This window comes from Rhizobium mayense, assembly GCF_030272705.1.
Lineage (GTDB): Bacteria > Pseudomonadota > Alphaproteobacteria > Rhizobiales > Rhizobiaceae > Rhizobium > Rhizobium mayense.
On sequence record NZ_JARFYM010000044.1, the window covers coordinates 1 to 24,699 of the forward strand.

General features: G+C 60.4%; 21 protein-coding genes. 15 read left to right on the forward strand and 6 right to left on the reverse strand.

Annotated features, from left to right (window positions below):
• Nucleotides 1-136 precede the first annotated feature (136 nt).
• From PY649_RS31030 to PY649_RS31100, 15 genes are all read left to right on the forward strand, one after another.
• Nucleotides 137-1,147, forward strand: a complete 1,011-nt coding sequence (locus PY649_RS31030) for a GlxA family transcriptional regulator (RefSeq protein ID WP_285872744.1) — start codon at nucleotides 137-139, stop codon at nucleotides 1,145-1,147.
• A 196-nt stretch (nucleotides 1,148-1,343) separates the two neighbouring features.
• Complete coding sequence (locus PY649_RS31035) at nucleotides 1,344-3,017, forward strand: ABC transporter substrate-binding protein (protein WP_285872745.1); 1,674 nt, start codon at nucleotides 1,344-1,346, stop codon at nucleotides 3,015-3,017.
• A 69-nt stretch (nucleotides 3,018-3,086) separates the two neighbouring features.
• Complete coding sequence (locus PY649_RS31040) at nucleotides 3,087-4,100, forward strand: ABC transporter permease (RefSeq protein WP_285872746.1); 1,014 nt, start codon at nucleotides 3,087-3,089, stop codon at nucleotides 4,098-4,100.
• Nucleotides 4,101-4,102: 2 nt separating this feature from the next.
• Complete coding sequence (locus PY649_RS31045; protein ID WP_285872748.1) at nucleotides 4,103-4,975, forward strand: ABC transporter permease; 873 nt, start codon at nucleotides 4,103-4,105, stop codon at nucleotides 4,973-4,975.
• Complete coding sequence (locus PY649_RS31050; RefSeq protein WP_432761439.1) at nucleotides 4,972-7,047, forward strand: dipeptide ABC transporter ATP-binding protein; 2,076 nt, start codon at nucleotides 4,972-4,974, stop codon at nucleotides 7,045-7,047. Before PY649_RS31045 ends, PY649_RS31050 begins: the two co-directional genes overlap by 4 nt.
• A gap of 3 nt (nucleotides 7,048-7,050) precedes the next feature.
• Nucleotides 7,051-8,307 carry an MFS transporter gene (locus PY649_RS31055; protein WP_285872750.1) on the forward strand — a complete coding sequence of 419 codons (1,257 nt, stop codon included), beginning with the start codon at nucleotides 7,051-7,053 and terminating at the stop codon, nucleotides 8,305-8,307.
• On the forward strand, nucleotides 8,304-9,737 hold the full coding sequence (gene hydA / locus PY649_RS31060) for a dihydropyrimidinase (protein ID WP_285872751.1): 1,434 nt from the start codon (nucleotides 8,304-8,306) through the stop codon (nucleotides 9,735-9,737). The genes PY649_RS31055 and hydA overlap by 4 nt, the downstream gene beginning before the upstream one ends.
• The gene (locus PY649_RS31065; RefSeq protein ID WP_285872752.1) at nucleotides 9,734-10,495 is read left to right on the forward strand and encodes an SDR family NAD(P)-dependent oxidoreductase; all 762 of its coding nucleotides are present in this window, start codon (nucleotides 9,734-9,736) and stop codon (nucleotides 10,493-10,495) included. Before hydA ends, PY649_RS31065 begins: the two co-directional genes overlap by 4 nt.
• Nucleotides 10,496-10,528: 33 nt before the next feature.
• Entirely contained in the window at nucleotides 10,529-11,560 is a 1,032-nt protein-coding gene (locus PY649_RS31070; RefSeq protein WP_285872754.1) for an NAD-dependent epimerase/dehydratase family protein, read from the forward strand.
• Complete coding sequence (locus PY649_RS31075) at nucleotides 11,560-12,471, forward strand: allantoinase PuuE (protein WP_349644453.1); 912 nt, start codon at nucleotides 11,560-11,562, stop codon at nucleotides 12,469-12,471. Before PY649_RS31070 ends, PY649_RS31075 begins: the two co-directional genes overlap by 1 nt.
• Nucleotides 12,464-14,155 carry a thiamine pyrophosphate-requiring protein gene (locus tag PY649_RS31080; RefSeq protein WP_285872757.1) on the forward strand — a complete coding sequence of 564 codons (1,692 nt, stop codon included), beginning with the start codon at nucleotides 12,464-12,466 and terminating at the stop codon, nucleotides 14,153-14,155. The genes PY649_RS31075 and PY649_RS31080 overlap by 8 nt, the downstream gene beginning before the upstream one ends.
• A 15-nt stretch (nucleotides 14,156-14,170) precedes the next feature.
• Nucleotides 14,171-15,508 (forward strand): dihydroorotase, encoded by a 1,338-nt coding sequence (locus PY649_RS31085; RefSeq protein WP_285872758.1) that lies wholly within the window; start codon nucleotides 14,171-14,173, stop codon nucleotides 15,506-15,508.
• Nucleotides 15,509-15,519: 11 nt separating this feature from the next.
• Nucleotides 15,520-16,293, forward strand: a complete 774-nt coding sequence (locus PY649_RS31090) for an SDR family NAD(P)-dependent oxidoreductase (protein WP_285872759.1) — start codon at nucleotides 15,520-15,522, stop codon at nucleotides 16,291-16,293.
• A 44-nt stretch (nucleotides 16,294-16,337) separates the two neighbouring features.
• A complete protein-coding gene (locus PY649_RS31095) occupies nucleotides 16,338-17,123 on the forward strand; it encodes an SDR family oxidoreductase (protein WP_285872760.1) in 786 nt (261 codons plus the stop codon).
• Between the two features lie 47 nt (nucleotides 17,124-17,170).
• Nucleotides 17,171-17,500: a cupin domain-containing protein gene (locus PY649_RS31100; protein WP_285872761.1), complete on the forward strand. Its 330-nt coding sequence runs from the start codon at nucleotides 17,171-17,173 to the stop codon at nucleotides 17,498-17,500.
• A gap of 562 nt (nucleotides 17,501-18,062) precedes the next feature.
• Here the strand turns inward: PY649_RS31100 and PY649_RS31105 are convergent.
• From PY649_RS31105 to PY649_RS31130, 6 genes are all read right to left on the reverse strand, one after another.
• The gene (locus PY649_RS31105) at nucleotides 18,063-18,917 is read right to left on the reverse strand and encodes an ABC transporter permease subunit (protein WP_285872762.1); all 855 of its coding nucleotides are present in this window, start codon (nucleotides 18,915-18,917) and stop codon (nucleotides 18,063-18,065) included.
• Between the two features lie 17 nt (nucleotides 18,918-18,934).
• Nucleotides 18,935-19,702, reverse strand: a complete 768-nt coding sequence (locus PY649_RS31110; protein ID WP_285872763.1) for a taurine ABC transporter ATP-binding protein — start codon at nucleotides 19,700-19,702, stop codon at nucleotides 18,935-18,937.
• A gap of 55 nt (nucleotides 19,703-19,757) precedes the next feature.
• Nucleotides 19,758-20,771, reverse strand: a complete 1,014-nt coding sequence (gene tauA / locus PY649_RS31115; RefSeq protein ID WP_285872765.1) for a taurine ABC transporter substrate-binding protein — start codon at nucleotides 20,769-20,771, stop codon at nucleotides 19,758-19,760.
• Between the two features lie 309 nt (nucleotides 20,772-21,080).
• Entirely contained in the window at nucleotides 21,081-22,082 is a 1,002-nt protein-coding gene (locus tag PY649_RS31120; protein ID WP_285872766.1) for an ABC transporter permease, read from the reverse strand.
• Between the two features lie 2 nt (nucleotides 22,083-22,084).
• The gene (locus tag PY649_RS31125) at nucleotides 22,085-23,107 is read right to left on the reverse strand and encodes an ABC transporter permease (RefSeq protein WP_285872767.1); all 1,023 of its coding nucleotides are present in this window, start codon (nucleotides 23,105-23,107) and stop codon (nucleotides 22,085-22,087) included.
• Nucleotides 23,097-24,647, reverse strand: coding sequence for a sugar ABC transporter ATP-binding protein (locus PY649_RS31130; RefSeq protein WP_285872768.1), 1,551 nt, complete (start codon nucleotides 24,645-24,647; stop codon nucleotides 23,097-23,099). Before PY649_RS31130 ends, PY649_RS31125 begins: the two co-directional genes overlap by 11 nt.
• Nucleotides 24,648-24,699: the final 52 nt, after the last annotated feature.

The window sequence follows — 24,699 nt, forward strand, 5'->3', positions numbered from 1 at the left end:
CCAATCGTCGCCTGGCAGTAGGTTCAGTCATTTTCGGATTGGCCCAAGATTGTTGTCAGGATAGTAGATCGTCTCTTGCTCACCAACACCTGCGGTCGCCCAAGCGGCCGTCAGCGCGGATGCCCGGAGCTTGCCCATGATGGAGCAGACTTACACACTAAAACAATTGGCACAGGGACGCCGGCCGATCCGCATCGGCTTCTTTCTCGTGCCCGATTTTCCCTTGATGACCTTCGCCGCGGCACTCGATTCCCTGCGGCAGGGAAACCGTCTCGCCAAGCGCAAGGCCTTTGAATGGCTGATCCTGTCGGCGGATGGCGGTCGGGTGAATTCGAGCAGCGGACTGGGCTTCGACGCCGACGCCGCGATCGGCCGGGAGTCGCGATGCGATATCGTCATTGTTTGTGCCGGCGTCAATTACGCTGATTCCTACGATGCAGCGATCTTCGCATGGCTAAGGCGAGCCTATTCCGAGGGTTGTGTTCTGGGTGCTGTGAGTACGGCCGTTTTCTACCTCGCAAAGGCCGGATTGCTCGAGGGGCGCCGATGCGCGGTCCACTGGGAGTCGCTAGCGAGTTTCCGCGCCGAGTTTCCGAACTGCCTGGCGACCGAGGATATCTTCGCAATTGACGGCCGTTTCCTGACTTCGTCCGGCGGGACGGTCACGCTTGATATGATGCTTTATCTCATTGCCGCAGTCGAAGGCCGGGATCTGGCGGCACTGATCTCGGACCAGTTCAATCATGCGCAGATAAGGCGCCAGGATGACGTCCAGCGCATGTCACCCGAAGACCGTTTCGGCATCAGGAACGGCAAGCTTGCATTCGTGGTCCGGAGGATGGAGGCGAGCCTCGGAGACCCGCTGGAAATTTCCGACCTCGCCGACAGCGTCGCGCTGTCGCTGCGCCAGCTTGAGCGGCTGTTCCACAGCAATCTCGGCAAGAGCCCCTCGACATTCTACATCGAGCTCCGCATGACGCGCGCCAGAGAGCTTCTGACTTACACGGAACTGGCAATCGGCCAGATTGCCGAGATCTGCGGATACCAGTCGGCGTCCCATTTCGGACGATCCTACCGCACGCGGTTCCACGAAAGCCCGGCCGCCACCCGAAAGGCCGAAAAACGACGGGAGGCGACATCGACCTGAACAATGTCGATTCGCGCACAAAAGAGGTCGGATCGCTGCATGTCACAGACGTCGATCCCGATTTAGTTTCCAAGAAGACGGAACAGTGAACGGACAAAAAGTCCGGTGCGACCGCGCGCGGAGGACATTGACCGCCGCCCGGTCCAACCAAGAAAAAATTCGGAACAGTTAACGCGCGAACTAGGAGAAGACTACCGTGAATGAGAAACAGCATTCCTATATCCCGACACTGGTCGAACAGATGTCGAGCGGTTCGATCGGCCGCCGCGAATTTCTGCGCAAAGCGACGCTGCTCGGCGTCTCGGTAGCGGCTGCGTACTCGCTCGCCGGCGTCGCGATGCCGGGCAATGCCGCTCGGGCCGAAGACATGCCGAAAGGGGGCAATCTGCGCATCGGCATGCGCTGCATGGAGATCAAGGATCCGCATCTGGCCGACTTCGCCGAAAAGTCGAATGTCATCCGCCAGGTCTGCGAGTATCTGACTTTTACCGATCGCAACAATATCACTCATCCCTATCTTCTGGAAAAATGGGACGTTAGCGATGACCTGAAAACCTGGACGTTGCATGTCCGCAAGAATGTAAAGTGGCGCAAGGGCGGCAGGCCGCTAACGGCCGACGATGTCGTCTGGAACTTGAAACGGGTCAGCGATCCGAAAGTAGGCTCATCAGTGTTGGGTCTCTTCACCGGCTATCTTGTTCAAGAATATGACGGCGGCGAAAAGGACGAAAAAGGCAATCCGAAGAAGTCCAGCAAGCTCTGGGCCGACAACGCAATCGAAAAGGTCGACGACTACACGGTTCGCCTGAACTGCTTTGCACCGCAGATCGCCGTCCCCGAACATCTCTATCATTATCCAATGTTCATCATCGACCCGGCCGAAAACGGTGCCTTCGGTCCCGATGCCAACGGAACGGGACCTTTCGTCCTGACCGAATACGTCGTCGGCAAAGGTGCCAAATACAAGGCACGCACAGACTACTGGGGTACGGGTCCGTTCCTCGACACATTCGAATATGTCGACCTCGGCGACAACCCGGGTGCCGGTATCGCCGCCATGGCCTCCAAGCAGGTGGACGGGCTTTCGGAGGCCGACGCGGTCCAGATTAATTCGATGAAGAACTTCCCGCATGTGGTGGTCTACAAGGTCGAGACGACCCAGACCATCGTAGCGCGCATGCATCCCGACATCGAGCAGTTCAAGGACAAGCGCGTCCGACAGGCGATGCGCTTTGCGATCGATCGTGACAAGGTCATCCAGACCTCGCTTCTCGGTGCCGGCATTCCGGCCGAAGACCACCACGTTGCGCCGTCACACCCCGAATACGCGGCTCTTCCGAAATATTCCCGCGACATCGAGAAGGCCAAGAAGCTTCTGGCTGACGCCGGCTATCCTAATGGTTTCGAGTTCGACATGGTCACGCGCCCCGACCCGATCTGGGAGCTCAATACCGCCCAGGTTCTTGCCCAACAGTTCGCCGACATCGGCGTTAAAATCAATATCAAGGCGCTCCCGAGCGCCCAGTATTGGGAGGTCTGGACGACGGCCCCCTTCAGCCTCACGGCCTGGGGTCACCGGCCGCTCGCGATCATGACGCTCGCGCTCGCGTACCGTTCGAACGCCGCATGGAACGAGTCGAACTATTCGAATCCAGACTTCGACAAGCTGCTGACGGAGGCCGAAGGCATCCTCGACCCGAAGGAGCGTAGCAAGGTCATGGCCAAGATCGAGGCGATCATGCAGGACGACGGTCCGATCGTGCAGCCCTTCTGGCGCATCTTCTCGACCGTGATGGACAAGAAGGTCAAGGGCTTCGAGCTGCATCCTTCTCAGTACATCTTCGCGCACCAATACGCGATCTCAGCCTAATCTCCCGGCCAGCACCCGGCCGCGTTCGTGCGGTCGGGTGCTCTGCCCAGACATCGGATCCTTCCGCTTATGGCGAAATTCCTTTTCAAACGCTTGGTAATGATGCTGCTAACGATGCTTTGCGCTTCGTTCCTCGTCTTTGCCGTCTGCGAATTCACGCCGGGTAGCGTGGCGCGTAAGTCTCTCGGCCCCTTCGCGACCCAGCAGCAGGTCGACCTGTTGACGGAGAAACTGAAGGCGAACGATCCCCTAGTCGTCCGATACGGTCGCTGGCTTGGGGTGCTGGTCGGCGCCATCCCCGATCCGCTCCAGGATCCGTCGACCGGCCTTAATTTCAAGGATCCGCGCGGCGCACAATATTTCGGAAACTTCGGCTATTCGACGCTGAACAAGCTGCCGGTCAATGACGTGATCTGGGAGCGTCTCGGCAACACCGCGATCCTTGCGGGGCTCGCCTTCCTGTTGATCGTGCCGCTGTCGATCATTTTCGGCATCCTCTCCGGCCTCAAAGAGGGCGGCGTCCTGGACCGTACGTTGTCGGTCATCTGTATCACCTTCACATCCATTCCTGAATTTGCCTCGGGCGTCTTCCTGGTCACTCTTTTCGTGATCTTGTGGCCGATCCTGCCGGGTACAAGCCCGCTCAACAGCGACGGCGGCTGGGCGGTCCCCTACCAGTTTGTCCTGCCGGTTGCCGTCCTTGTCATCTACGACTTCGGCTATGTCGCCCGCATGATCCGCGTTTCGATGATCGGCGTCATGGAGCGGCCCTATATCCGCACCGCGATCCTCAAGGGAATGAGCACGCGCCGGATGGTTCTCGGTCACGCGCTCCGCAATGCGATGATCGCGCCGTTCACGGTCCTGCTGCTGCAGATCAACTTCCTGATCAGCGGTGTCGTTGTGACCGAACTTGTCTTTGCCTATCCGGGCTTCGGAAGGCTCATCCTCGACGCCAGCCTGTTCGGTGACATCGCGACCCTGGAGGCCGCCACGCTGATCACAGTCGCCGTTGCCGTCATCACGCAGCTCCTCGGCGACCTTGGCTACATGCTGCTCGATCCACGTATTCGCGTGAGGTAATCATGGCCGTTCAAGACGTAATCGCCGCCGCACCGGCGCCCGCAAAGCGCGTCTCCCATGCGAACTGGAAGCGCATCCTCCATTCTCGAACCGCCCTGATTGGCCTTTGCCTGGTGATCTTCTGGATCGCGATGGCGATCTTGGCGCCGATCCTGCCACTACCATCGCCAACCGATTCCGACGTCATGGCGATGGCCAACCCCTATCCGTCGGCCGCCCACTGGCTAGGAACCGACGTTCTTGGCCGCGATGTGCTTGCCCGCCTGATTTTCGGAGCCCGAACAGTTCTCTCCGTTGCGCCGCTCTCAGTTGCCGTAGCGATGATCGTCGGCATCACGATGGGCATGATTGCCGGCTACTACGGCGGTTGGATCGACATGCTCATCAGCCGGTTCTCGGACATCATCCTGGCCTTTCCGGTTCTCGTCATCTACGTGATCCTGATCGCCAATATCGGACCATCGGTCTTGAACATCGTCATTGCGACGACGATCGCCTCGGCGCCGGGTATAGGGCGTATCACACGCGGCCTGGTGCTAGGACTGAAAGAGCAGGAATATATCTCTGCTGCGAAACTGCGCGGCGAAAGCACGATCTACATCATGCTCGTCGAGCTGCTTCCGAACTGCCGCAGCCTGCTGATCGTCGATGCCTGTCTGCGCATTGGCTATACGATCATCACCATTGGCATCCTGGGATTTCTGGGCCTTGGTCTGCCGCCACCGAACCCCGACTGGGGCGGCATGGTGAAGGAGAGCGTCACGGTTCTCAATGTCTGGCCGCACATGTCGCTCATCCCATCCTTTGCCCTCGTCACCCTTGTTCTTGGATTCAATCTCCTTGCTGACGGCATGCGTGAGGCGTGGAAGCCATGAATGCAATCACGACCAGTCTTCAAGGAGCGTCAATGATTAGCCAGGCGCCTGTCCTCGAAATCAAAAACCTGCGGATCGAATTCCGCGGCAAGGCAGAAACTGTCGTCGCCATTCCGGACCTTTCTTTCAGCGTCATGCCCGGCGAGAGTTATGGTCTCGTCGGCGAATCCGGCTGCGGCAAAAGCACGACAGCCATGGCGATCATGGGCTATCTCGGCAATACCGGCGTTATTGCCAACGGCAGCATCCGCTTCAGCGGCAAGGAGCTCGTCGGTGCCGGGACGAAGGACCTGCGCGCAATTCGCGGCCGGCAGATCGCCATGGTCTATCAGGACCCGATGAGCGCTCTGAACCCCGTCAAAACAGTCGGAGCACAGCTCGCGGAGGTGCCGCTCCTCCATCTTGGTTCGACCAAGGCAGAGGCCATTGCCATGGCCGAAGCGATGCTTGCAGACGTTCGGCTTCCCGATCCCGGCGACATGCTCCGGCGCTACCCGCATCAGCTCTCAGGCGGCCAGCAGCAGCGTGTCGTCATCGCCATGGCGCTTCTCGCAAAGCCGTCGCTTCTCCTCCTCGACGAGCCGACGACCGGCCTCGACGTTACGGTCGAGGCCGCCGTTATCGACCTCATTGCCGAACTCCGCCAGCGCTATTCGACCAGCCTGCTGTTCATCTCACACAATCTCGGCCTGATCGCCGAAAGCTGCGATCGTCTCGGCATCATGTATTCCGGCGAGATGGTCGAAGAGGGCAGCACCGCCGAGGTCTTCCGCCGGCCGAAACACCCTTACACACGTGGCCTGATCGATTGCATTCCTGATATAACCAGCGACAAGCGCAGCCGGGCCCTCGCAGCTATTCCCGGGCATATTCCGCTCCCTTCGGAACGCCCGCAAGGCTGTCTTTTTGCTCCACGATGTGCGGGATACGTGTCAGGGCGCTGCGACCAACCCGGTCTTGCACTCGAAGTGGCGGGTGAGGGCCATCTCGTCAGATGCGTGCGTTGGCAGCAGCCGATCGAGGTTCCGCACGCAAACGCGCCGTCGCCGACAGAGAATACCGAGAAGGCGACGGCGATCGCGCTGTCCGATGTCAGCCGTCTCTATGCCATCGGCTATCAGAAGACGGTCAAGGCCAATGAGAAGATTTCCTTCGACGCCGCACGGGCTGAAATAGTTGCACTGGTCGGCGAGTCCGGATGCGGCAAGTCCACGCTTGCCCGCATTGTCACCGGCCTGGACAAGGCGACGTCCGGTGAGATCCGGCTTGCAGGCGAAAATATCGCCGAGCTACAGGCTCGTGAGCGGCCTCGCGAGATGTTGCGGCAGATCCAGATGATCTTCCAAAATCCGGACAGCACGCTCAACCCGTCGCACTCGGCAGGGTTTTCGATCCGCCGGTCAATCAAGAAATTCGGTATCCGCAAGGAGAAGGCCGAAATCGAGAAGCGCGTTCGCGAACTCCTGGAGATGGTGCGCCTATCGCCGGCGGTCGCCGACCGCAAGCCGAACCAGCTCTCCGGCGGCCAAAAGCAACGCATCGCTATCGCCCGCGCCTTTGCGGCCGATCCGAGCCTCATCGTCGCGGATGAGCCCGTTTCGGCGCTCGACGTTTCAGTTCAGGCCGCCGTTGTCTCGCTCTTACTCGACATTCAGCGAGAGAAGCATGCGACCATGCTGTTTATCAGTCACGATCTCGCGTTGGTGCGTCACGTCGCCGACAAGATCGTCGTGATGTACCTCGGCAAGATCATGGAACAGGGGAGAGTCGAGGAGGTCTTTGGCGAAGGTGCACATCCCTATACCGAGGCGCTTCTCTCGGCGATCCGCAGCCCGCATCCGGACGAAACCCAGCGTGAGCGGGTTCGGCTTTCGGGCGAGACGCCGAGCCCGGTCAACGTGCCTGCCGGTTGCCGGTTCGCCACCCGCTGCCATCGCAAGCTCGGCACGATCTGCGACACCGTAGCGCCGCCTCTGCGCAAGATGTCGGATACGCACGAGATCCTCTGCCACATCGAACCCGGCGATCTCGCGGCAAGGCCATCCATCCTGGCTCCGGCGGAAAAGGCATAAGCAATGGGAGGTATCGGGGGAGGTTTGACGGGGTCGTGGCACAAGGCCGCGCGGCTGCGTGCCGTGCTGCCGATCATGGCGAGCATATGTGTTATCGGCACGGGGAACGCTCTTTTGACCACGACGGTTTCTCTGAAGCTCGCCGATCCGGCAATCGGGGCAAGCGTCATACAGTTGCTACTCACGGCATTTCCGATCGGTTTCCTGGGTGGCTGCCTCTCGGCACGGTTTCTCGTGTTCCGATTTGGCCATGAACGAGCGTTTCTCATTGTCGCCCTGCTTGCCGCCTGTGCGACCTGCGGTTTCATGTTGACAGCAGACATGGCCGTATGGTTCTGCTTGCGGTTGGCAAACGGCTTTGCAATGGCGACGCTCTTCGTCATTTCCGAGAGCTGGATCAATCTTTACGCCGACCAGCACAATCGTGGCGCCTATTTTTCCATCTATATGCTGATGACATCGCTGGCCGTGATGTTCGGCCAGTTGCTTGTCCAGGCTGCAGGCCCGCATTCGCCCCATCTTTTTCTTATCGCACTTGTCGTAATCCTGGCGGGCTTTTGTTACGCGCGCTTCGTCGGCGGGCGCTGGCCGGCCCTGCCCCTGCCGCCACCGGTTGAAGGCTCCAATGGCGGCTCCACCGATAAACGGTTCGGTATCTGGCAGTTGGCCCTGCTTGCTCCGGTCACCGTCGTCAGTGTCTTCCAGGCCGGCATGACCAACATGAATCTCTACACGATGACGCCGATCTACGGCGAACGCATCGGCATCGATGCGGTCTCCACCGTATCGCTCGTCACGGCTTTCAGCCTCGGCGGCATGCTTGCTCAGGGACCGGTCGGCTGGCTCTCCGATCGGATCGACCGCCGGTTGCTCTTGTTGTTGCAGGGGGCGACGGCAGTCGGCCTGTGCGCGGCAATCGCTCTTGTCGGCGACGGCCCCCACGCTCTGCTTTACGCCCTGTTCTTCGCTTATGGGATGATTGCGCTGACCATCTATCCGGTCGGCATCGCCTATGCGAATTCCCGTCTCAACAGCCGCCACATGGTCTCGGCTTCAGGCGGATTATTGCTGGTCTATTCCGTCGGAAACATCCTGACGCCCGGTCTGGCAGCGGGTCTGATGGAGCGATTTGCACCGCAGGCTCTCTTCATCCTTCTCGGCAGCGGCGCTTTTCTGGTTGCGGTTGCCGCTTGCGTGAATCTTCTGCGCCGTCCGCGGGCCGGCGTCACACCGTGCCTCGTTTCCGGAGGAAAAGAATGACATCGCAGCAAACCTTTGATCTCGTCATCCGCGGTGGCCTTGTCGTATTGCCCGATCAGACCCGGCAGATCGATATCGGCATCCGCAACGGTGTGATTGTCGCGCTTGAAACGGGACTTCCTGAAGGCCGCGAAGAGGTCCAGGCCGATGGACGTTTCGTGCTGCCCGGCGGAGTCGACACTCATTGCCACATGGACCAGCAACCCTGGGAAGGTAAGGCCACAGCCGATGACTTCGACACCGGCACTCTTTCGGCGCTCTGCGGCGGGACGACGACGGTGGTTCCCTTTGCGATGCAAATGCGCGGCCAATCGCTCCGCGACATTGTCGACGACTATCATAACCGAGCACGGCCGAAGGCGCGGATCGATTACGGCTTCCATCTGATCGTCGGGGATCCTTCGGCCGACGTTCTGCGCGACCAAATACCGGGACTGATCGCCGACGGCTGCACATCGATGAAAATCTACCTTACGTATGAAGGGCTCAAGCTCGACGACTATGAGGTGCTGAACGTCTTCGACCTCGCCCGCGCCCAAGGCGCGATGGTCATGGTGCACGCCGAGAACGACGCCTGCATCCGCTGGCTCACCGAAAAATTCATCGGTGCCCGCAAGACGCAGCTGCGTTATCATGAAAAAGTCCATTCTGAGATTGGCGACCGCGAGGCGACCTTCCGTGCCATCAGTCTGTCCGAACTGATCGAGACGCCGATCCTCGTCAGCCATGTAGCAGCTGCCGGCGCGGTGGAGGAAATCCGCCGCGCCAAGGCGCGGGGCCTCCCGATCTATGCCGAAACATGCCCGCAATATCTCTTCCTGTCTGCCGAAGACATCGACACGCATGATCTGTCCGGCGCCAAATGCGTGTGCACGCCACCGCCGCGCGACAAGTCAAACCAGCCGGCAATCTGGTCCGGGATCCTTGATGGCACGCTCGAGGTCTTCACATCCGATCACTCGCCCTGGCACTATGCCGACAAGGTCGCGGGCGGCCCGAACACACCCTTCCATCGGATTCCGAACGGCATTCCTGGTATCGAAACCCGTCTTCCCCTGCTGTTTTCGGCCGGTGTCAATGGCGGTCTGATCTCGCTGCAGAAATTTGCCGACCTGACTGCGGGTGCTCCTGCCAGACTATTCGGCCTCTATCCCCGCAAGGGCCGCATCGCCCTCGGCGCCGATGCCGATATCGCGATCTGGGATCCGAACCGCGCCGTGACCATTACCAATTCGCTCCTGCATCACAATACCGACTACACGCCCTATGAAGGGCAGGTTGTAAAAGGCTGGCCGATCACGACAATCTCGCGCGGCGATATCGTCTGGATTGACGGAAAGGTAACCGCCGAGCCGGGTCGCGGGCGGTTCATCGAAAGGCAGCGGCCCTTCCCGCCGCAACAAGGCCTATCGAAGGTTCTGGCATCATGACCCCATTCACATCGCGACTGCAAGGCAAGGTCGTTTTCCTAACTGGGGCAGCAAGCGGCATCGGTTCGGCGATTGCGCGCCGGTGCGCCGGCGAGGGCGCGTCAGTTGTCTGCACCGATCGTTCCCTGGATGGGGCAACGGCGCTTGCCCGGGAGCTCGGCGAGACGGCGTTCGGCGTTCAATGCGACGTGACCGATAACCGGTCGGCGGCGACGGCGGTGAAAGCGGCGCTTGAGCGTTTCGGTCGTCTTGATGGTCTTGTGCACAATGCCGCCGCGCCCTCCCTCGACGGTACCGTCATCGATCTCGCCGAGCAGCAGTGGCGGCTGGAGATCGACGTCACCATGACCGGCGCCTTCCTGACCTGCAAACATGCGCTTCCAGCGATGGTCGAAGGCGGCGGTGGCTCCGTCGTACTCATCGCTTCGCAATTCGCCCATGTCGCTGTCGGCAAGGCTGTCGCTTATTGCGCCGCAAAGGCAGGGCTCGTCCATCTGGCCAAGGCGATGGCTGTCGACCATGCGGCCCAAGGTATCCGCATCAATTCGCTTTCCCCTGGTGCCGTCGGCACGCCGCGGCTGTTGCAGCGCTGGCCCGATCTCGAAGCTGCCAATGCTGGTCTTGGACCCGCGCATCTACTCGGCCGGATCGGCTTGCCGGAGGAAATTGCTGCTGCTGCCGCGTTCCTGCTGTCGCCGGATGCCTCCTTCATCACCGGTACCGACCTTCTTGCCGATGGCGGCTATGCGACGCGCTGATTTTTCGACCTTGAACCCGAGATGGATTGAAACATGACCCTTCTTGTTACCGGCGGCACCGGATTTGTTATGAGCGTTCTTGTCAGGACGTGGCTCGAGCAGAATCCAGCCTCGAACGCTGTTATCCTCGACCGAGCCGGGCTCGATGGCCAGGCTGAACGCTATTTTGCGCCGGTGCGCGACCGTTTATCGGTGGTCATCGCCGATATTTGCGATCCGCCGCAATGGGAAGCGGCGCTCGATGCGCATGACATCCGCTTTGTCGTTCATGGCGCGACCGTCACGCCGATCGCCAGGGGCAGCGCTGCCGAGGCAAAACGCCAGCCGGAAGCGGAAAATCCCTCCCGCATTGTCGACGTCAACTTCATGGGCACGGTCCATATTCTGGAGTGGTTGCGCAGACAACGTGGCGTCGAACGACTGATCTACGTGAGTTCGGGTGCGATCTATCGCCATCATGGACCGGATTGGACCGGCGAGCCGCTTCCCGAAGACGGTTATGTCGCACCCCTGACGCTCTACGGCATCTCCAAGTTCGCAGCCGAGATGGTGGTCAACCGCTATGCAGACCTTTTCGGTCTTTCGGCCGCATCAGTGCGACTTTCGTCGGTCTATGGTCCGATGGACCGCGCAACGGAGAGCCGCAATTTCCGGCACGTCCCGAACAAGGTGGCGCACATGGCGCTGTCCGGCGAAACAATCCGTCCGAACAGTTTTGAGCCCGTCGGAGATTATCTGAGCTCGGTCGATGTGGCGGAGGCGATCATCGCACTCCTGCGCTCAGAACGTCTGCGCTACCGCCACTACAATATCGGTAGCGGCGAGACGGCCACAATCGGCGACGTTATCGCGTGGGCAGAGGAGCGCGCGCCCGGATTGACGGTGGAAATCAGTCCGTCGGAGACCGCCAATATCATCCAGGACGTTTCGCTCAAGGACGGCATGTGGGGTGCCTACGACATCGCCCGCATAGAGCGCGACACCGGCTGGAAGCCGCGTTCGGCCAAGCAGGCGTTCCACGAATACATGGACTGGATCCTCGATAACGAAATGAAGGGGGAATGATGATGAGCACTTCTAAGAACGACCAGTCCCGCGATTTTGTCGGCTATGGACCGACGCCGCCGTCGATTACCTGGCCTGATGGCGTCAAGCTGGCGATCAACCTTGTCCTGAATTACGAAGAAGGGGCCGAATATTCCTGGCAGGAGGACGGCCGCAACGACAACTGGGGCGAATATAATATCCCGAACAGCCCGCCGGTGCGCGATCTCGGGACCGAAACCCATTTCGAATACGGCAGCCGCGCCGGGGTCTGGCGTCTGGCACGCCTCTTCGACCGCTACGAGATACCGGTAACGGTTTCCGCCTGCGCCGTCGCGCTGCAGAAGAACCCTGCCGTTGTCGAGTGGATGGTGGCACGCGGCCACGACCTCCTCGGTCATGGATTGCGCTGGAGCGAATATTCAACAATGCCGCGTGAGGAGGAAGAGCGTCAGCTGCACGAGGCGATCGCACTTTACGAGTCTCTGACCGGGAAACGACCGCTTGGCTGGAACTGCCGGTCTTTTCCTAGCGTCAACACCCGGGACCTGATCGTCAAGGAGGGTGGATTCCTTTATTATTCGGATCCCTGCAATGACGACCTTCCCTATTTTCTCGACCACGAGGGGACGCGTCTGCTTGTCGTCCCCTATTCGAAGACGTTGAACGACAGCCGCTATCTGATCGCTCCTGGATACAGCAATCCACGCGACTTTGCCGAGGATTGCCGTTCGGCAATCGACTACATGATTGGCGAGGCCGAAGAAACCGGAGGGCGAATGTTGACGGTCGGCGTGCATGCCCGCTGGATGGGACAGCCGAACCGCGCCTCGGGCCTGCGCGATGTCATCGAACACGTCAAGAGAACACCGGGCGCTGCGTTCATGCGGCGCGAGGATATCGCTCGCTACTGGGCTGATCACCATGGCTGATGGCATGCATAATTTGGCCGGTGAATGTCTAAATACGGTGGCCAAGCGCATCAATGGTGCCGAGTATATCGCCGGCGTCCTCAAGGAAGAGGGCGTGAAACAGATCATAGGATTTCCGGCGAGCGAGCTTTTCGATGCCGCCGCAGCGCTCGACATTCCGCCCTTGATTGCGCGGACGCAGCGTGTCGCCGTCAACATCGCGGAAGGATATGCTCGCGCGTCAGCCGGCGGAGAGCTCGCCGTGGTGACCGTTCAGTATGGCCCTGGCGCAGAAAGCGCCTTCGCAGGCATTGCCCAGGCTTTCAACGACCGCGTGCCCTTGCTGTTCCTGCCAACCGGCTACCCGCGCGGCTCGGAAGCCGTTGCGCCGAACTTCGAATCCCGGCGGAATTTTTCCCACATCACCAAGTGGTGCGAGGCAGTTACCCGCATCGAAGATCTGCCGAAATTGATGCATGCGGCGATCTCGCGCGTGAGAAACGGCAGACCGGCGCCCGTGCTGCTTGAACTGCCGGTGGACCTCCTGGCCGAGAGCACCATTGCTTCGCCCTCCGATCATCTGCGTCCGGCTCGCAGTATTCCGCAGGCCGACGATCACGAGCTGGCCCGACTGGTGGACGCTTTGCTTGGTGCTGCATCGCCGGTGATCTGGGCGGGGCAGGGTGTGCTGTCGGCAGGCGCGAGCGCATCCCTGGTCGAGCTTGCCGAACTGCTTGAGATTCCCGTCATGACGACGCCGAACGGCAAGAGCGGATTTCCGGAAGATCATGCGCTGGCGCTCGGGACCGCAGGCCGAGCACGTCCCGCGACCGTCGACCACTTCCTCGCAAAAGCTGATCTGGTTTTGGCTCTCGGCAGCAGCTTGACGCGTTCCTACTACATTCTGCCCATTCCCGACGACAAGGTGATCCTGCAGGTTACCCTCGACGAGGCCGATATCGGCAAGGATTACGCCATCACCCAAGGTGTCGTTGGCGATGTCGGTTCGGTGATAAGGCAGATGATCGCCTTTATCCGGCGCAATCGGCTGCCGCTTGCTCGCCGCGCGCAGCCGGCGAGCGAGATTGCAGCCGTCCGCGCAGCCTTCATGGAAAAATGGATGCCGCTGCTAACATCGGACAGCAACCCGATTTCGCCCTATCGCGTGGTCTGGGAGTTGATGCAGGTTCTCGATCCGAAGACATCGATCGTAACGCACGATGCCGGAAATCCGCGTGATCAGTTTTGCCCTTTCTTCGTCGCAAATACGCCTGGCAGCTACATTGGTTGGGGTAAGACGACCCAACTCGGAAGCGGTCTTGGCTTCGCAATGGGCGCAAAGCTTGCCCGCCCAGAGGCGACGGTCGTCAATCTGATGGGTGAGTCGGCGTTCGGCATGGTCGGCATCGATTTTGAGACGGCGATACGCTGCAATCTTCCGGTCCTCACTGTCGTGCTGCGCAATAATGTTCTCGGTGGCTATGCCAAAAGCATGCCGATTGCCACGGAGAAATATGGCGCCAACCGGATGAGCGGCAACTACGCGCCGATCGCCGAAGCGCTCGGCGGCTTTGGAGTGACTGTCACCGAGCCGGCACTGCTGGGGCCGGCACTGCTGCAGGCGCTCGATGAGGTAAAGGCGGGACGGGCGGCCCTCGTCGAAGTTGTCACGCATGAGGAGCCGCGGCTTGCGGGTCTCTGGTAGGAACAGGGAGGAGTTGTGTTCGATACAGTGATCACGGGCGGCACGGTCGTCAACGCGGATGGTCAGCATCGCGCTGATGTCGCAATCCGCGACGGCCGGATTGCGGCCTTGCTCGTGCCAGGCGAGACCGCAATGGCGCGGAGCTTCATCGAGGCCGGGGGCAAGTATCTGATGCCGGGACTTGTCGATGCGCATGCGCATCTGCGCGAACCGGGACTGACCCAGAAGGAAGACTTCGACAGCGGTAGCCGCGCCGCGGCGCTCGGCGGCGTAACCACTATTCTCGACATGCCGACGGACGATCCCTGGACGGCGACCCCCAGGCAGCTCGCCGAAAAGATGGCGATGGGCTTGGGAAGGCTGCATGTTGACGTTGGGTTTCAGGCTGTCGTTTCGCGGTCTCACTTTCTGCTCGAGGATCTGCTGAAGCTCGGCCCGGTCTCACTGGAACTCTTTACCGCCGACGTGCCGGCGGACTATCTCTTCGACAGCCTGGAGGCCGTAACCCAGACTTTGCGTCAAATAGCGCCCCACGACATCGTCGTCGGCGTTTCGCCGGGCGATCAATCGATCCTGCTTGGCAGCGCGTTGCGCAATCGGGCTGGCGACATCGGAGCGTTTCTTGAAAGCAGACCGCCCCTTGCCGAGGCGAGCGGCGTTGCGCGCGCGGTCATCGCTGCGGCAGAGACAGGTGCGCGCGTCCACGTCCGTCAAGTCAACTCCCGTCTCGGCATTGAAACATGGCGCAAGCTTCGAGACATGGCCGACGTGACGATCGAGACCACGCCCCAGAACCTGTTCTTTGCGGCTGATGACTATGAAATAAAAGGCTCAAGACTGAAGGGCTCGCCGCCGTTCCGCGCCCGTGAGGACGTTCAGGCGCTCCGCGCCGCTTTGTCCGAAGGCGCGATCGACATCATGGCCACCGACCACGCTCCGCACAGCCCCGCCGAGAAGGCTGTATCCTACCCCGCTTTTGCCGACATTCCGGGCGGCATGCCCGGGCTGCAGACGTTGTTGCCGGTTATGCTGAAGCTTGTCGGCGAAGACATCATCAGTCTCTCAGCGCTGGTTCGCATGTGCTCTCACGCACCGGCCCGCAGGTTCGGTTTGGGTCGGTCAAAGGGTGCGATCGCGGTCGGCTACGACGCCGATCTCCTCGTTGTGGATTTGGCTGGATCGACTGTCCTTAGAAACGCCGAGCAGGCATCACGGGCCGGCTATACGCCTTTCGACGGCTGGCGCATCCCGGCTGCGCTTACGGCGGTCTTCCTGCACGGCGAACGGATCGTCGAGGGCGCAAATCTCACTTCTCTTAGTCGCGGTCAAGTCGTCCGCAGCAGCGCCGCTTGAAGGAACGCACCATGCCTCTGCTCGATAAAAAAATTGCAATCGTCACCGGCGCGAGTTCCGGTCTCGGGCGGGCAATCGCTCTGCGTTACGCCGAGGAAGGGGCAGCCGTCGTGATTGCCGATATCATCGAGGACCCGATTGAAGGCGGCGACACGACGCTTGCGTGCATTCGTGCTGCGGGTGGGAGAGGCATGTTCGCCAAGACGGACATCTCCTCCTGGTCGGACGTTGATGCCCTTATCACAAATACCGTTGCGGAGTTCGGCCGGCTCGACGTCATGGTCAACAATGCGGCGGTCTACACCTCGACCAATCTCCTCGGCACCTCGCCGGAACAGTGGCGGCGCGTGATCGATGTCAACGTAACCGGCTTTTTCTACTGCTGCAAACGGGCGGTCATGCAGTTCGTCGAGCAGGAGCCGGTGGGCGAGACGCGCGGCCGCATTATCAATATTTCGTCACAACACGGCATGGTCGCCTGCCCAGGTGACTTTCCCTATGGCGTCAGCAAGGGAGCGGTCGTGCAGATGACCAGGCAGATCGCTGTCGATCACGCCGACGAGCTCATCGTGTGTAATGCCATTGCACCCGGCAAGATCATCACCGGCAAGCCAGGCGTCGCCAACAATCCCGACGCGCTCGACTACTCGCGGCGGCGAACGCCTTGGCCGCGGCTGGGCGAACCTCGCGACGTGGCGGGCGCTGCCGTTTTTCTCGCAAGCGACATGGCGAGCTACGTTACCGGCGTCAATCTTATGGTTGACGGCGGCTGGATGGCCGGCTGACCTGATGCAGGCCTGTAATCGATAACCACTGGAAGGAAGACACTATGGATCTCGGACTGAAAGGCAAGACCGCCCTCGTGCTGGGGGCGGGCGGCGGACTTGGAGGAGCAATCGCTAAAACGCTCGCAGCCGAAGGAGCACAGATTGCAGTTGCCGACATCAACAAGGAGGCGGCTGACAAAACGGTTGCTGATATCCGTACCGCGGGCGGCTCGGCAATCGCGCTCGAATGGGATCTTGCCAATCTCGATGCGGTCGAACCCAATCTCGCTGCCATCGAAAAGCAGCTCGGTTCGGTCGATGTCCTCGTCAATATCACCGGCGGCCCGCCACCGACGCTGGCCTCCGGCCAGAGTGCCGATAGCTGGCGCAAATATTTCGACAGCATGGTGCTGTCGGTCATCGCCATCAGCGATGCGGTCTTGCCAAAGATGCGGGAAAGGAACTGGGGCCGGATCATTACCTCGACGTCGTCGGGCGTCGTCGCGCCGATCCCAAATCTCGGACTTTCCAACTCCCTGCGCATGTCGCTCCTCGGTTGGTCGAAAACGCTCGCCGGCGAAGTCGGCCGAGACGGCGTAACTGTAAATGTGGTCCTTCCTGGACGCGTGGCGACCCAGCGCATCACCTTCCTCGACGAACAGAGGGCCAAACGCGAGGGCAAGGCAGTCGAAGATATTTCGGCGGCCAGCACGGCATCGATCCCCGTCGGCCGCTATGGCGATCCGCAGGAATATGCCGATGTCGTCGCCTTTGTCGCCAGCAGCCGAGCATCGTATCTCACCGGCTCGGTCATTCGCGTCGACGGCGGCCTGATTGCGAGCGTGTGAGGACGCCATGCTGATCGAATTGGAACAAGTTGCCGGCTGTGGCCGGCATGCGTCCCGGCTCTTCGCGCAAGGGCATCTCCGCCGACAAAATCTCCGCAGTGCGTATTGAAACGTCTGCCGATGCGGTTTTCGATGGCAAGACGCACTGGCACGACAATGAGCAGATCCTGGTGATGGTCTCGGGCATCTGTAAGCTCATCCTCGACGGGAAGGAGATCGAAGCACATGCCGGCGAGATGGTCTTTTTTCCGGCTGGCTCCCGCCATGCCGCGATCGGAACCGGCCCGGAGGGTTGCGTCTATTACGAGATATTCGCCCCCGCGCGTCCGGATCAACTTCCCGGCTGGGTTGGTTCTCCTGTTCTGAAATTCGACTGAACCGGCGGGCGCCGTCCCTCGGCGGCGCCTGTACGTGTTGCGCCTCAAAATGTGGGTTCTCAAAAGCTTAGTAGATTTGCCGGCGTTTGAAATACCGGGGTATCCGTGCGTATGCCATCAAGCCGCTTCATTTTCAGCCGTCGCGGAAACCTAAATGGCGGATGAGCGGAAGCTAAAGACTCGCTGCTTGCGCAAAGTTACGCGCGGCATGACGACAGTGATGGCGAGCACGCGCAAACACGCGACAAAGGCATCTCGAAAAATCAAAACGGGCTGCGTGAGTTGGCACTGCGTGTCCAAGGCAACGGCACATGGGCGACGAAACGAGCGACAAATCTGCGCCTCGAAGAGCCGGTGAAACGAATGACCTGCCGCACGAGCGACTCACGGTGCAACGGTTTCGGCAGGCATTGCCGCGTGCACTGGAGGAATGATGACCGCTTGGCGGCGCGAACGCTGTCAAGCAAAGACGAGCTCGACCACGGCCGGTGGCTGTCGACTTTTGGAGAACTGCAAAAGCGCGCGACGCGACGCTATGCTAAGTCCCAATGGCGGCCTCTAGTTAGAGCTTGCCCTTCCAGGGCACCAGGAATGCCTCCAAAAAGCGGATAGTGGCCGAAAAGGCAAACGCGCAGATCGCGATGATTCCGATGCCGACGAAGACGACATCGGTTGCCAGGAACTGCGATGCTGACATGATCATGAAACCGATCCCGCGCGTTGATGCGATCAATTCGGCGGCGACCAGCGTGCCCCAGCCGACGCCAAGCGCAATTCGGATGCCCGTGAGGATCTCGGGCAGGGCGGATGGCAGCACGATATCGATGAAGAGTTGCCGCCGGCTTGCTCCGAGCGAACGTGCGGCATTGACGCGCTCGATCGGAAGCGAACGAACGCCCGCCTGGGCCGAAAGGCAGATCGGCGCGAACATTGCGAGCACCAAGAGCGTGATTTTCGACGTCTCGCCGATGCCGAGCCAGATGATCATCAGCGGCAGATAGGAGAGCGGTGGAAGGGGCCAGTAGAACTCGATCGGCGCGTCGAGCACCCCTTTTGCCCAGCGGTTCAGCCCCATGAGCAAGCCGAGCGGAATTCCGGCGGAGGTGGCGATGAGGGCTGCGACCACGATGCGGAATAGGCTTGCAAAGACATGCTCGGAAAGCGACGCTCCGGCATAACCATCGCGACAGATGACACTGATTTGCGTCAACACCTCGTCCGGACGCGGCAGGAAGAGGTGGGGAACAACGCGGAGCGCGGATACCAGCCACCACAACAGCAATATGGCCAAGGCGGTAACCAGGCTGATCAGCACCGTCGGTTTCTCGCCGGCGCCGAAACTTGCCATCTTCACCAGCTTGACCTGGCGATCCTCTCTGTGCGCCGCAACCGGTGAGGTCTGGATTATGTCGCTCATGCGGCGCTCCTGTAGTCTTAGCTGCTGTGGACAATGGCTCGGATCTCTTCGCGCAGTTCCGCAAATTTGGCCGAGGCCTTGATCGCACGCGCGTCGCCGGTTTCGGCGAGGCTGCGGACGAAATCGAGATCGAAGCGTGCCACGACACGACCCGGCCGCGGCGACATGACCAAGACCTGCGTGCCCAGGAATAAGGCCTCCTCGATCGAGTGCGTGATGAAGAAAACCTTCTTTGCCGTCTTATTCCAAACGGAAACCAGCAACTCCTGCATCTGCTCACGGGTGAGACTGTCGAGCGCGCCGAATGGTTCGTCCATCAGCAGGATGTCGGGATCGGTTACGAGAGCTCGCGCGATCCCGACCCGCTGACGCATGCCGCCCGACAGCTCGTAAGGAAAGGCGCCGGCGAATTCATCAAGACCAACGAGCCGCAGCAGTTCCAAGGCACGCGCTTGCCGTTCCTTTCGGTTCACGCCGGCGAATTTCAGGCCAACCGCGACATTGTCCAAAACGGACTTCCACGGCAGCAGCGAGTCTTTCTGAAAGACGACGCCTCGATCGGCACCCGGCCGTTCGACCGCGCGGCCATCAAGCGTAATCCGGCCATCGGAAAGCGGAAGGAAACCGGCAATCGCGTTGAGAAGGGTTGATTTGCCGCATCCCGAGGCTCCGAGTGCAACCACGAGGCCGCGTTCGGGAATATCGAAGGAAACGTGATCGAGTGCGTGGACAGTTCGCCCGTCACGGGCTGCAAAGAAGACGCTGGCGTGATCGACTTTAAGCATTGTTGACTCTCGCGGGTCCGACGCCGGCGCAACTGTGCGCCGGCGTCTGGGAGGATCAGTTGCTGATGCCGGCGAGTGCGTCTGCGGTTACAAAGGCTCCGTAATTCGCCAGCACGTCGGATACCTTGCCCTGCTCTTTTAGGAACGTGGCCGTGTCCTTGAGGATTTTGCCGGCTCCCGCTTTGTCCCCGCCGCCGAGCCAAGCATCCGATGCCTGGACCTCGGGCGTGAGTAGCGTCAAGTTCTTCAAGGCCGCGGCTTGCTGTTCCGGCGTCCCGCCGAGAAGCTTTGCGAGCGACTTGGCGTTCTCGCTGCCCGCACCCCAGGCGGCTTTATCCGAGGCGAAGGACGCGTAGTATTTGTTGATGACCGAAGCAAAACCCTTCAGGAACTCCGGGTTGTCGGCAGCAAATTTCGAAGTCGCAACCCATGCCGAGAACGTCGGCGCGCCTTTGTCCGCCACATCCTTGGAGGTTACGAGGACCTTTCCGTTCTTCTTGAGTTCCGTCAGAGCAGGATCCCAGACGAAGCCGCCGTCGATGTCGCCGCGGCTATAGCTGGCGACGATCTCGGGCTGAGGGATTGCGAAGACCTGAACGTCCTTTTCGGTCAGGCCGAGCGATTTGATGAGCGCCAGGAGCTGATAGTGGTCGGTGGAGACAGGCGCGGCGGCAAGCTTCTTGCCTTTCAGATCGTTCAGGCTTTCGATGCCGGAGCCATTACGCACGACGAGAGCTTCGTCGATGCCCGAGATGGATGCGAGATAAAAGGCCTTGACCTCTAGGCCGCGCGATACCGCGGCTGCAAATGGGCTGGAGCCGACGTAGCCGACCTGAACGTCGCCGGAGGCAATGGCCGCAAAGATCTCGGCGCCCGAGTTGAACCTGCGGAAGTCGATGTCGTATCCCGTGTCCTTGCCAAATTCGCCGTTCGCGATCGCCACGGAAGAGGGCAGCGCATCGGTCTGATAGCCGACGACGACCTTCTTGTCCGCGGCTTCGGCAACGAATGCCGTGGTAAGAGTGCCGACGCCGACAGCGATAGCGGCAATCAAGTTCCTGAAATTCATGTTGAGCCCCTTTGTTCAGAGCCGCACGGCCCTTAATACCACCGTCAAAGGGTAACGGGTAAAAGCGGATGAGCGGGAGAAATAACAAACTATATTTATAGACTTTGGGGACAATTGTTTTCATTGTTCCGCGGCTTATGCGATCCACAGCGCAGGCGAGAGACATGGAGCTCACCGTTGCCGCGCTTTTGCGGTGTATAGGTTGTTGTCGTAGTGGTTCCGAGTTTTCTGCAACAGCCGTAACCTGCAATCTCATTTGGCAGCGCTCCGCCTCGGCAAAGATCACCGTCGTCGGCGACAATCCCGCTTTCAGGCGGCGATGCTGGATTTTCCGGTTGCGAAGCTCAAGGTCAGGACTGCGAAGATCACCGTGCCGGTTCCCACCTGCTGCCAATAGAAGTTAAGATCGGTCAGCAACAGCCCGTTGGCGATTATGCTGAGCAGCAATACGCCGAGAACAGTGCCTGCAACGTTCGGGCGACCCAACGGGCTGAGCGTCGTGCCTATGAAGGTTGCACCGATCGCATTCAGGAGAAACGCGTTGCCGGAGGAGGGGATGTAGACGGTAACCGTCGCCGTCAAAATCAATCCGGCGATGGCGGCTATCAGTCCGACCAAAATGAAGGTCACTGCCACGTGGGTACGCGAGGCGATGGCGGAATATCGGACCACACTCGGCTGAACGCCAATCGACAGGACGATGCGGCCGAAGCGTGTACGGGCAAAAGCGATAGTTGCTGCGGAAATGATCACGATGGAAACGGCCAGCGGCACCGGGAAGCCAGCGACGGTGCCATGGCCAAGGTAGCGGAATGAGGCCGGCACGCCCGTCGGCGGCAGATAGACCGGATTGCCGCCGTTGGTCAGAAGCTGCTGGATGCTGCGGCCGATGAATAGCGTGCCAAGCGTCGCGAGGAAAGGCGATACGCCAATGCCGGAGATCAGCAGCGCGTTGAAAGCGCCGACCAGCGCGCCCGCGCCTAACCCGGCGGCCGTGGCGAGTGCGACAGGTTGGCCGGCAAGCACCAGGGCCACGAAGGCGAAGCTCGCGAAATCGACCGCCGTTCCGACCGAGAGATCGATCCCGCCGGACGAGACGGCAAAGGTCATGGCGATGGAAACGATGGCGAGAAGCGTGAAGTTATTGACCAACACGCTCTGCAGGTTCGCAAGCGTCAGGAAGGTGGGCGTCGCGATGGAGAATGTTGCGAAGACGGCGACCAGCGCCAGGATCAGCCCATAGCGCCCCAGGCCGCCGGCGATCGCGCGGGGCAAGCCGGCTGCAACGGGAGTAGAGGTCTGGAGCGACATGGTCAGCTCTCCTGTTTGCGCAGCAGCGTGGTGGCCGACACCACGATGAGAATGAGGACGCCCTGGACGCCGCTCACCATCGTGCTCGAAATATTGAGAAGCTGGAAGCCATTGACCAGAAACCCGACCAGCAGAGTCGACAGCAACGTGCCCGTGACGGTCGGCACCAGCCGGCGCGAAAAAACCGAGCCAAGTAGAGCCGTTACGACCACAGGCAGCAGCATCTCGCCGGAGCCGGTCGTGCTGCCGCTGAGATAGGAAACGGAGAGGATGCCTGCTATGCCACCGCAAACGCCGCTTGCGATGAACGCTCCCGCCAGCAGCCTGCGAAGAGGCAGACCGGCGGCACGCGCCGCCTCCGGAAATTCGCCGACAGCATAGAGACGCAAGCCAAGCGGCGTGTATTGCACGACCGCAGCCGCAATCACCGTAAAGCCGAGCAGATGATAGGCGAGAACGGGGATGCCGAAGGGATCCGACGCCGCGAGCATCGAAAGCAATGGTGTCGAGGCTGGAAGAACGGTGTTCTGCGTCAGCACCAATTCGAGTCCGGCGACCACGTTCATCACGGCAAGTGTGGCGAGCAAGGGCACAATGCCGGCGGCGACGACCGCAAGCGCGTTGACTGTGCCAATCAGCGCGCCGGTAAAAAGCGATGCCGCAACTGCCACCACATCACCGTAGCCAAGTTGCGTGAGGCTGGCATAGACGGCCGCGCTCAAGCCCATATTGGCCGCGAGGGAAAGGTCTATCCCGCCCTTGACGACGTTGGAGCCGCCCGCAATCAGTACGATGGTCAATCCGATAGCCAGCACGCCCGAGATCGCCGACTGTCCAAGAACGTTGCCGATGTTGCCGACGCTAAGGAAATAAGGGGCCGCAAGGGAGAAAACCACCAGGATGACCGCAAAGGCGATCAGGGATCCATATCGCAATGCCGCAGCGGCGACACTGTCGGCCTGACGGCGACGCGGTTCCACGGGTTCGAAACTTATGGACGGCGCGAGTTCTACATCAGCCGACATGGCGCAATCCCTCCAAGGATCCGGTCGATTCGGCCAAGACTTCATCCGCCGTTGTGTCCGATGATTTAAATTCCCGCGCGACGCGGCCGCGGAAGAGAACCAGAATTCGATCCGTGATGCCGACGAGCTCAGGCAAATCGGAAGAAAGCACGATAATGCCGGCGCCGCGGGCGGCCAGCTCGCCGATTATGTTGTAGATTTCGACTTTTGAGCCGATATCGACCCCTACCGTCGGCTCATCGAGAAGATAGACTTCCGATTGACGGCTCAGCCACTTGGCGATCGCGACCTTTTGCTGATTGCCGCCCGATAGCGTGCGCAGCAAGGCGTTCCGGCTGCTGGTCTTGACCTCAAGCCGTTTGATCAAACCATCGGCTTCATTCTGTTCACTTTTTCGATCGAGGAAACCGAAACGGGTGAAACGCTTCAGGCTCGAAAGGCTGATGTTTTCCTTCACGCTGAGATCAAGCGCGATTCCGTGACGGCGCCGATCTTGCGGAACAAGCGCGAAATTGTGTTCTGCGGCTTGGGTCGGGTTGGAAAAACGTGCCGTCTTGCCACTGACCTCCATGCTGCCGGACGCCGGCTTCTCCAGGCCGAAGAGCGTTCGGACAAGCTCCTTTGCGCCGGAACCTAATAGGCCGGTGAGACCGAGCACTTCGCCGCGCCGAAGCGTAAAGCTGATATCGCTGTACTTGCCCGGCGCGGCAAGCTGCTCGACTTTGAGGATTTCATCGCCGAACGCGACCTCACTTTTGGGGAACATCTCCTTGATGTCCCGTTCCACCATTAGCCGCGCAATCGCTACAGCGGAGGTGCTTTTGATCGGCAGGGAGGCCACATCAACCCCGTTGCGTAGCACGGCGACATGATCGCAGAGATCCTCGATCTCGTTCAGATAATGCGAAATATAGAGGATGGTGACGCCTTCATCCCGCAGACGGCGGATCAGCCGAAACAGAATGTCTGCCTCACGGCGAACGAGGGCTGCTGTCGGCTCATCGAAAACAAGCACTTTCGGCCGGTTCAGAAGCGCACGGGTAATTTGCATGATCTGCTTTTCGGCGGTCGAAAGCTCGCCGACCAGGGCGCCATTCGGAAGCCGCACCCCGAAATAATCGTCGAGGATTTCGGATGCGCGGCGCTGCATCAGCCTTCGATCGAGGAATGGGGTTCCGGCAATCCGTGGCTCGCGACCGAGGAACAGGGACTCTCCGACCGTGAACGTCGGCACCAGCAACCGGTCCTGATGGATGAAGTGGATGCCGAGTCCTTCCGCTAGGTGTGGCGTCAATCCTTCGAAATTTTGTCCCTCGATCTCGATCGTACCGCCGTCCGGATGATGGAGACCCGCGAGCAATTTGATCAGCGTCGACTTGCCGGCGCCATTCTGACCGACGAGACCGTGGATGGTTCCGCGCTTGACGATCAATGACGCACCTGCGAGGGCCTGCGCGCCGCCGAAGTGCTTGAAGATCCCCTCGAAGCGGATGATGTCGTCCTGCGCCTTAGCCGGCTGCATGACCGAAATGGCCGTCATATCAATTTCTCCCGACATCGCGCCAATAGTACGCGATCCGAGAATTGCCCGG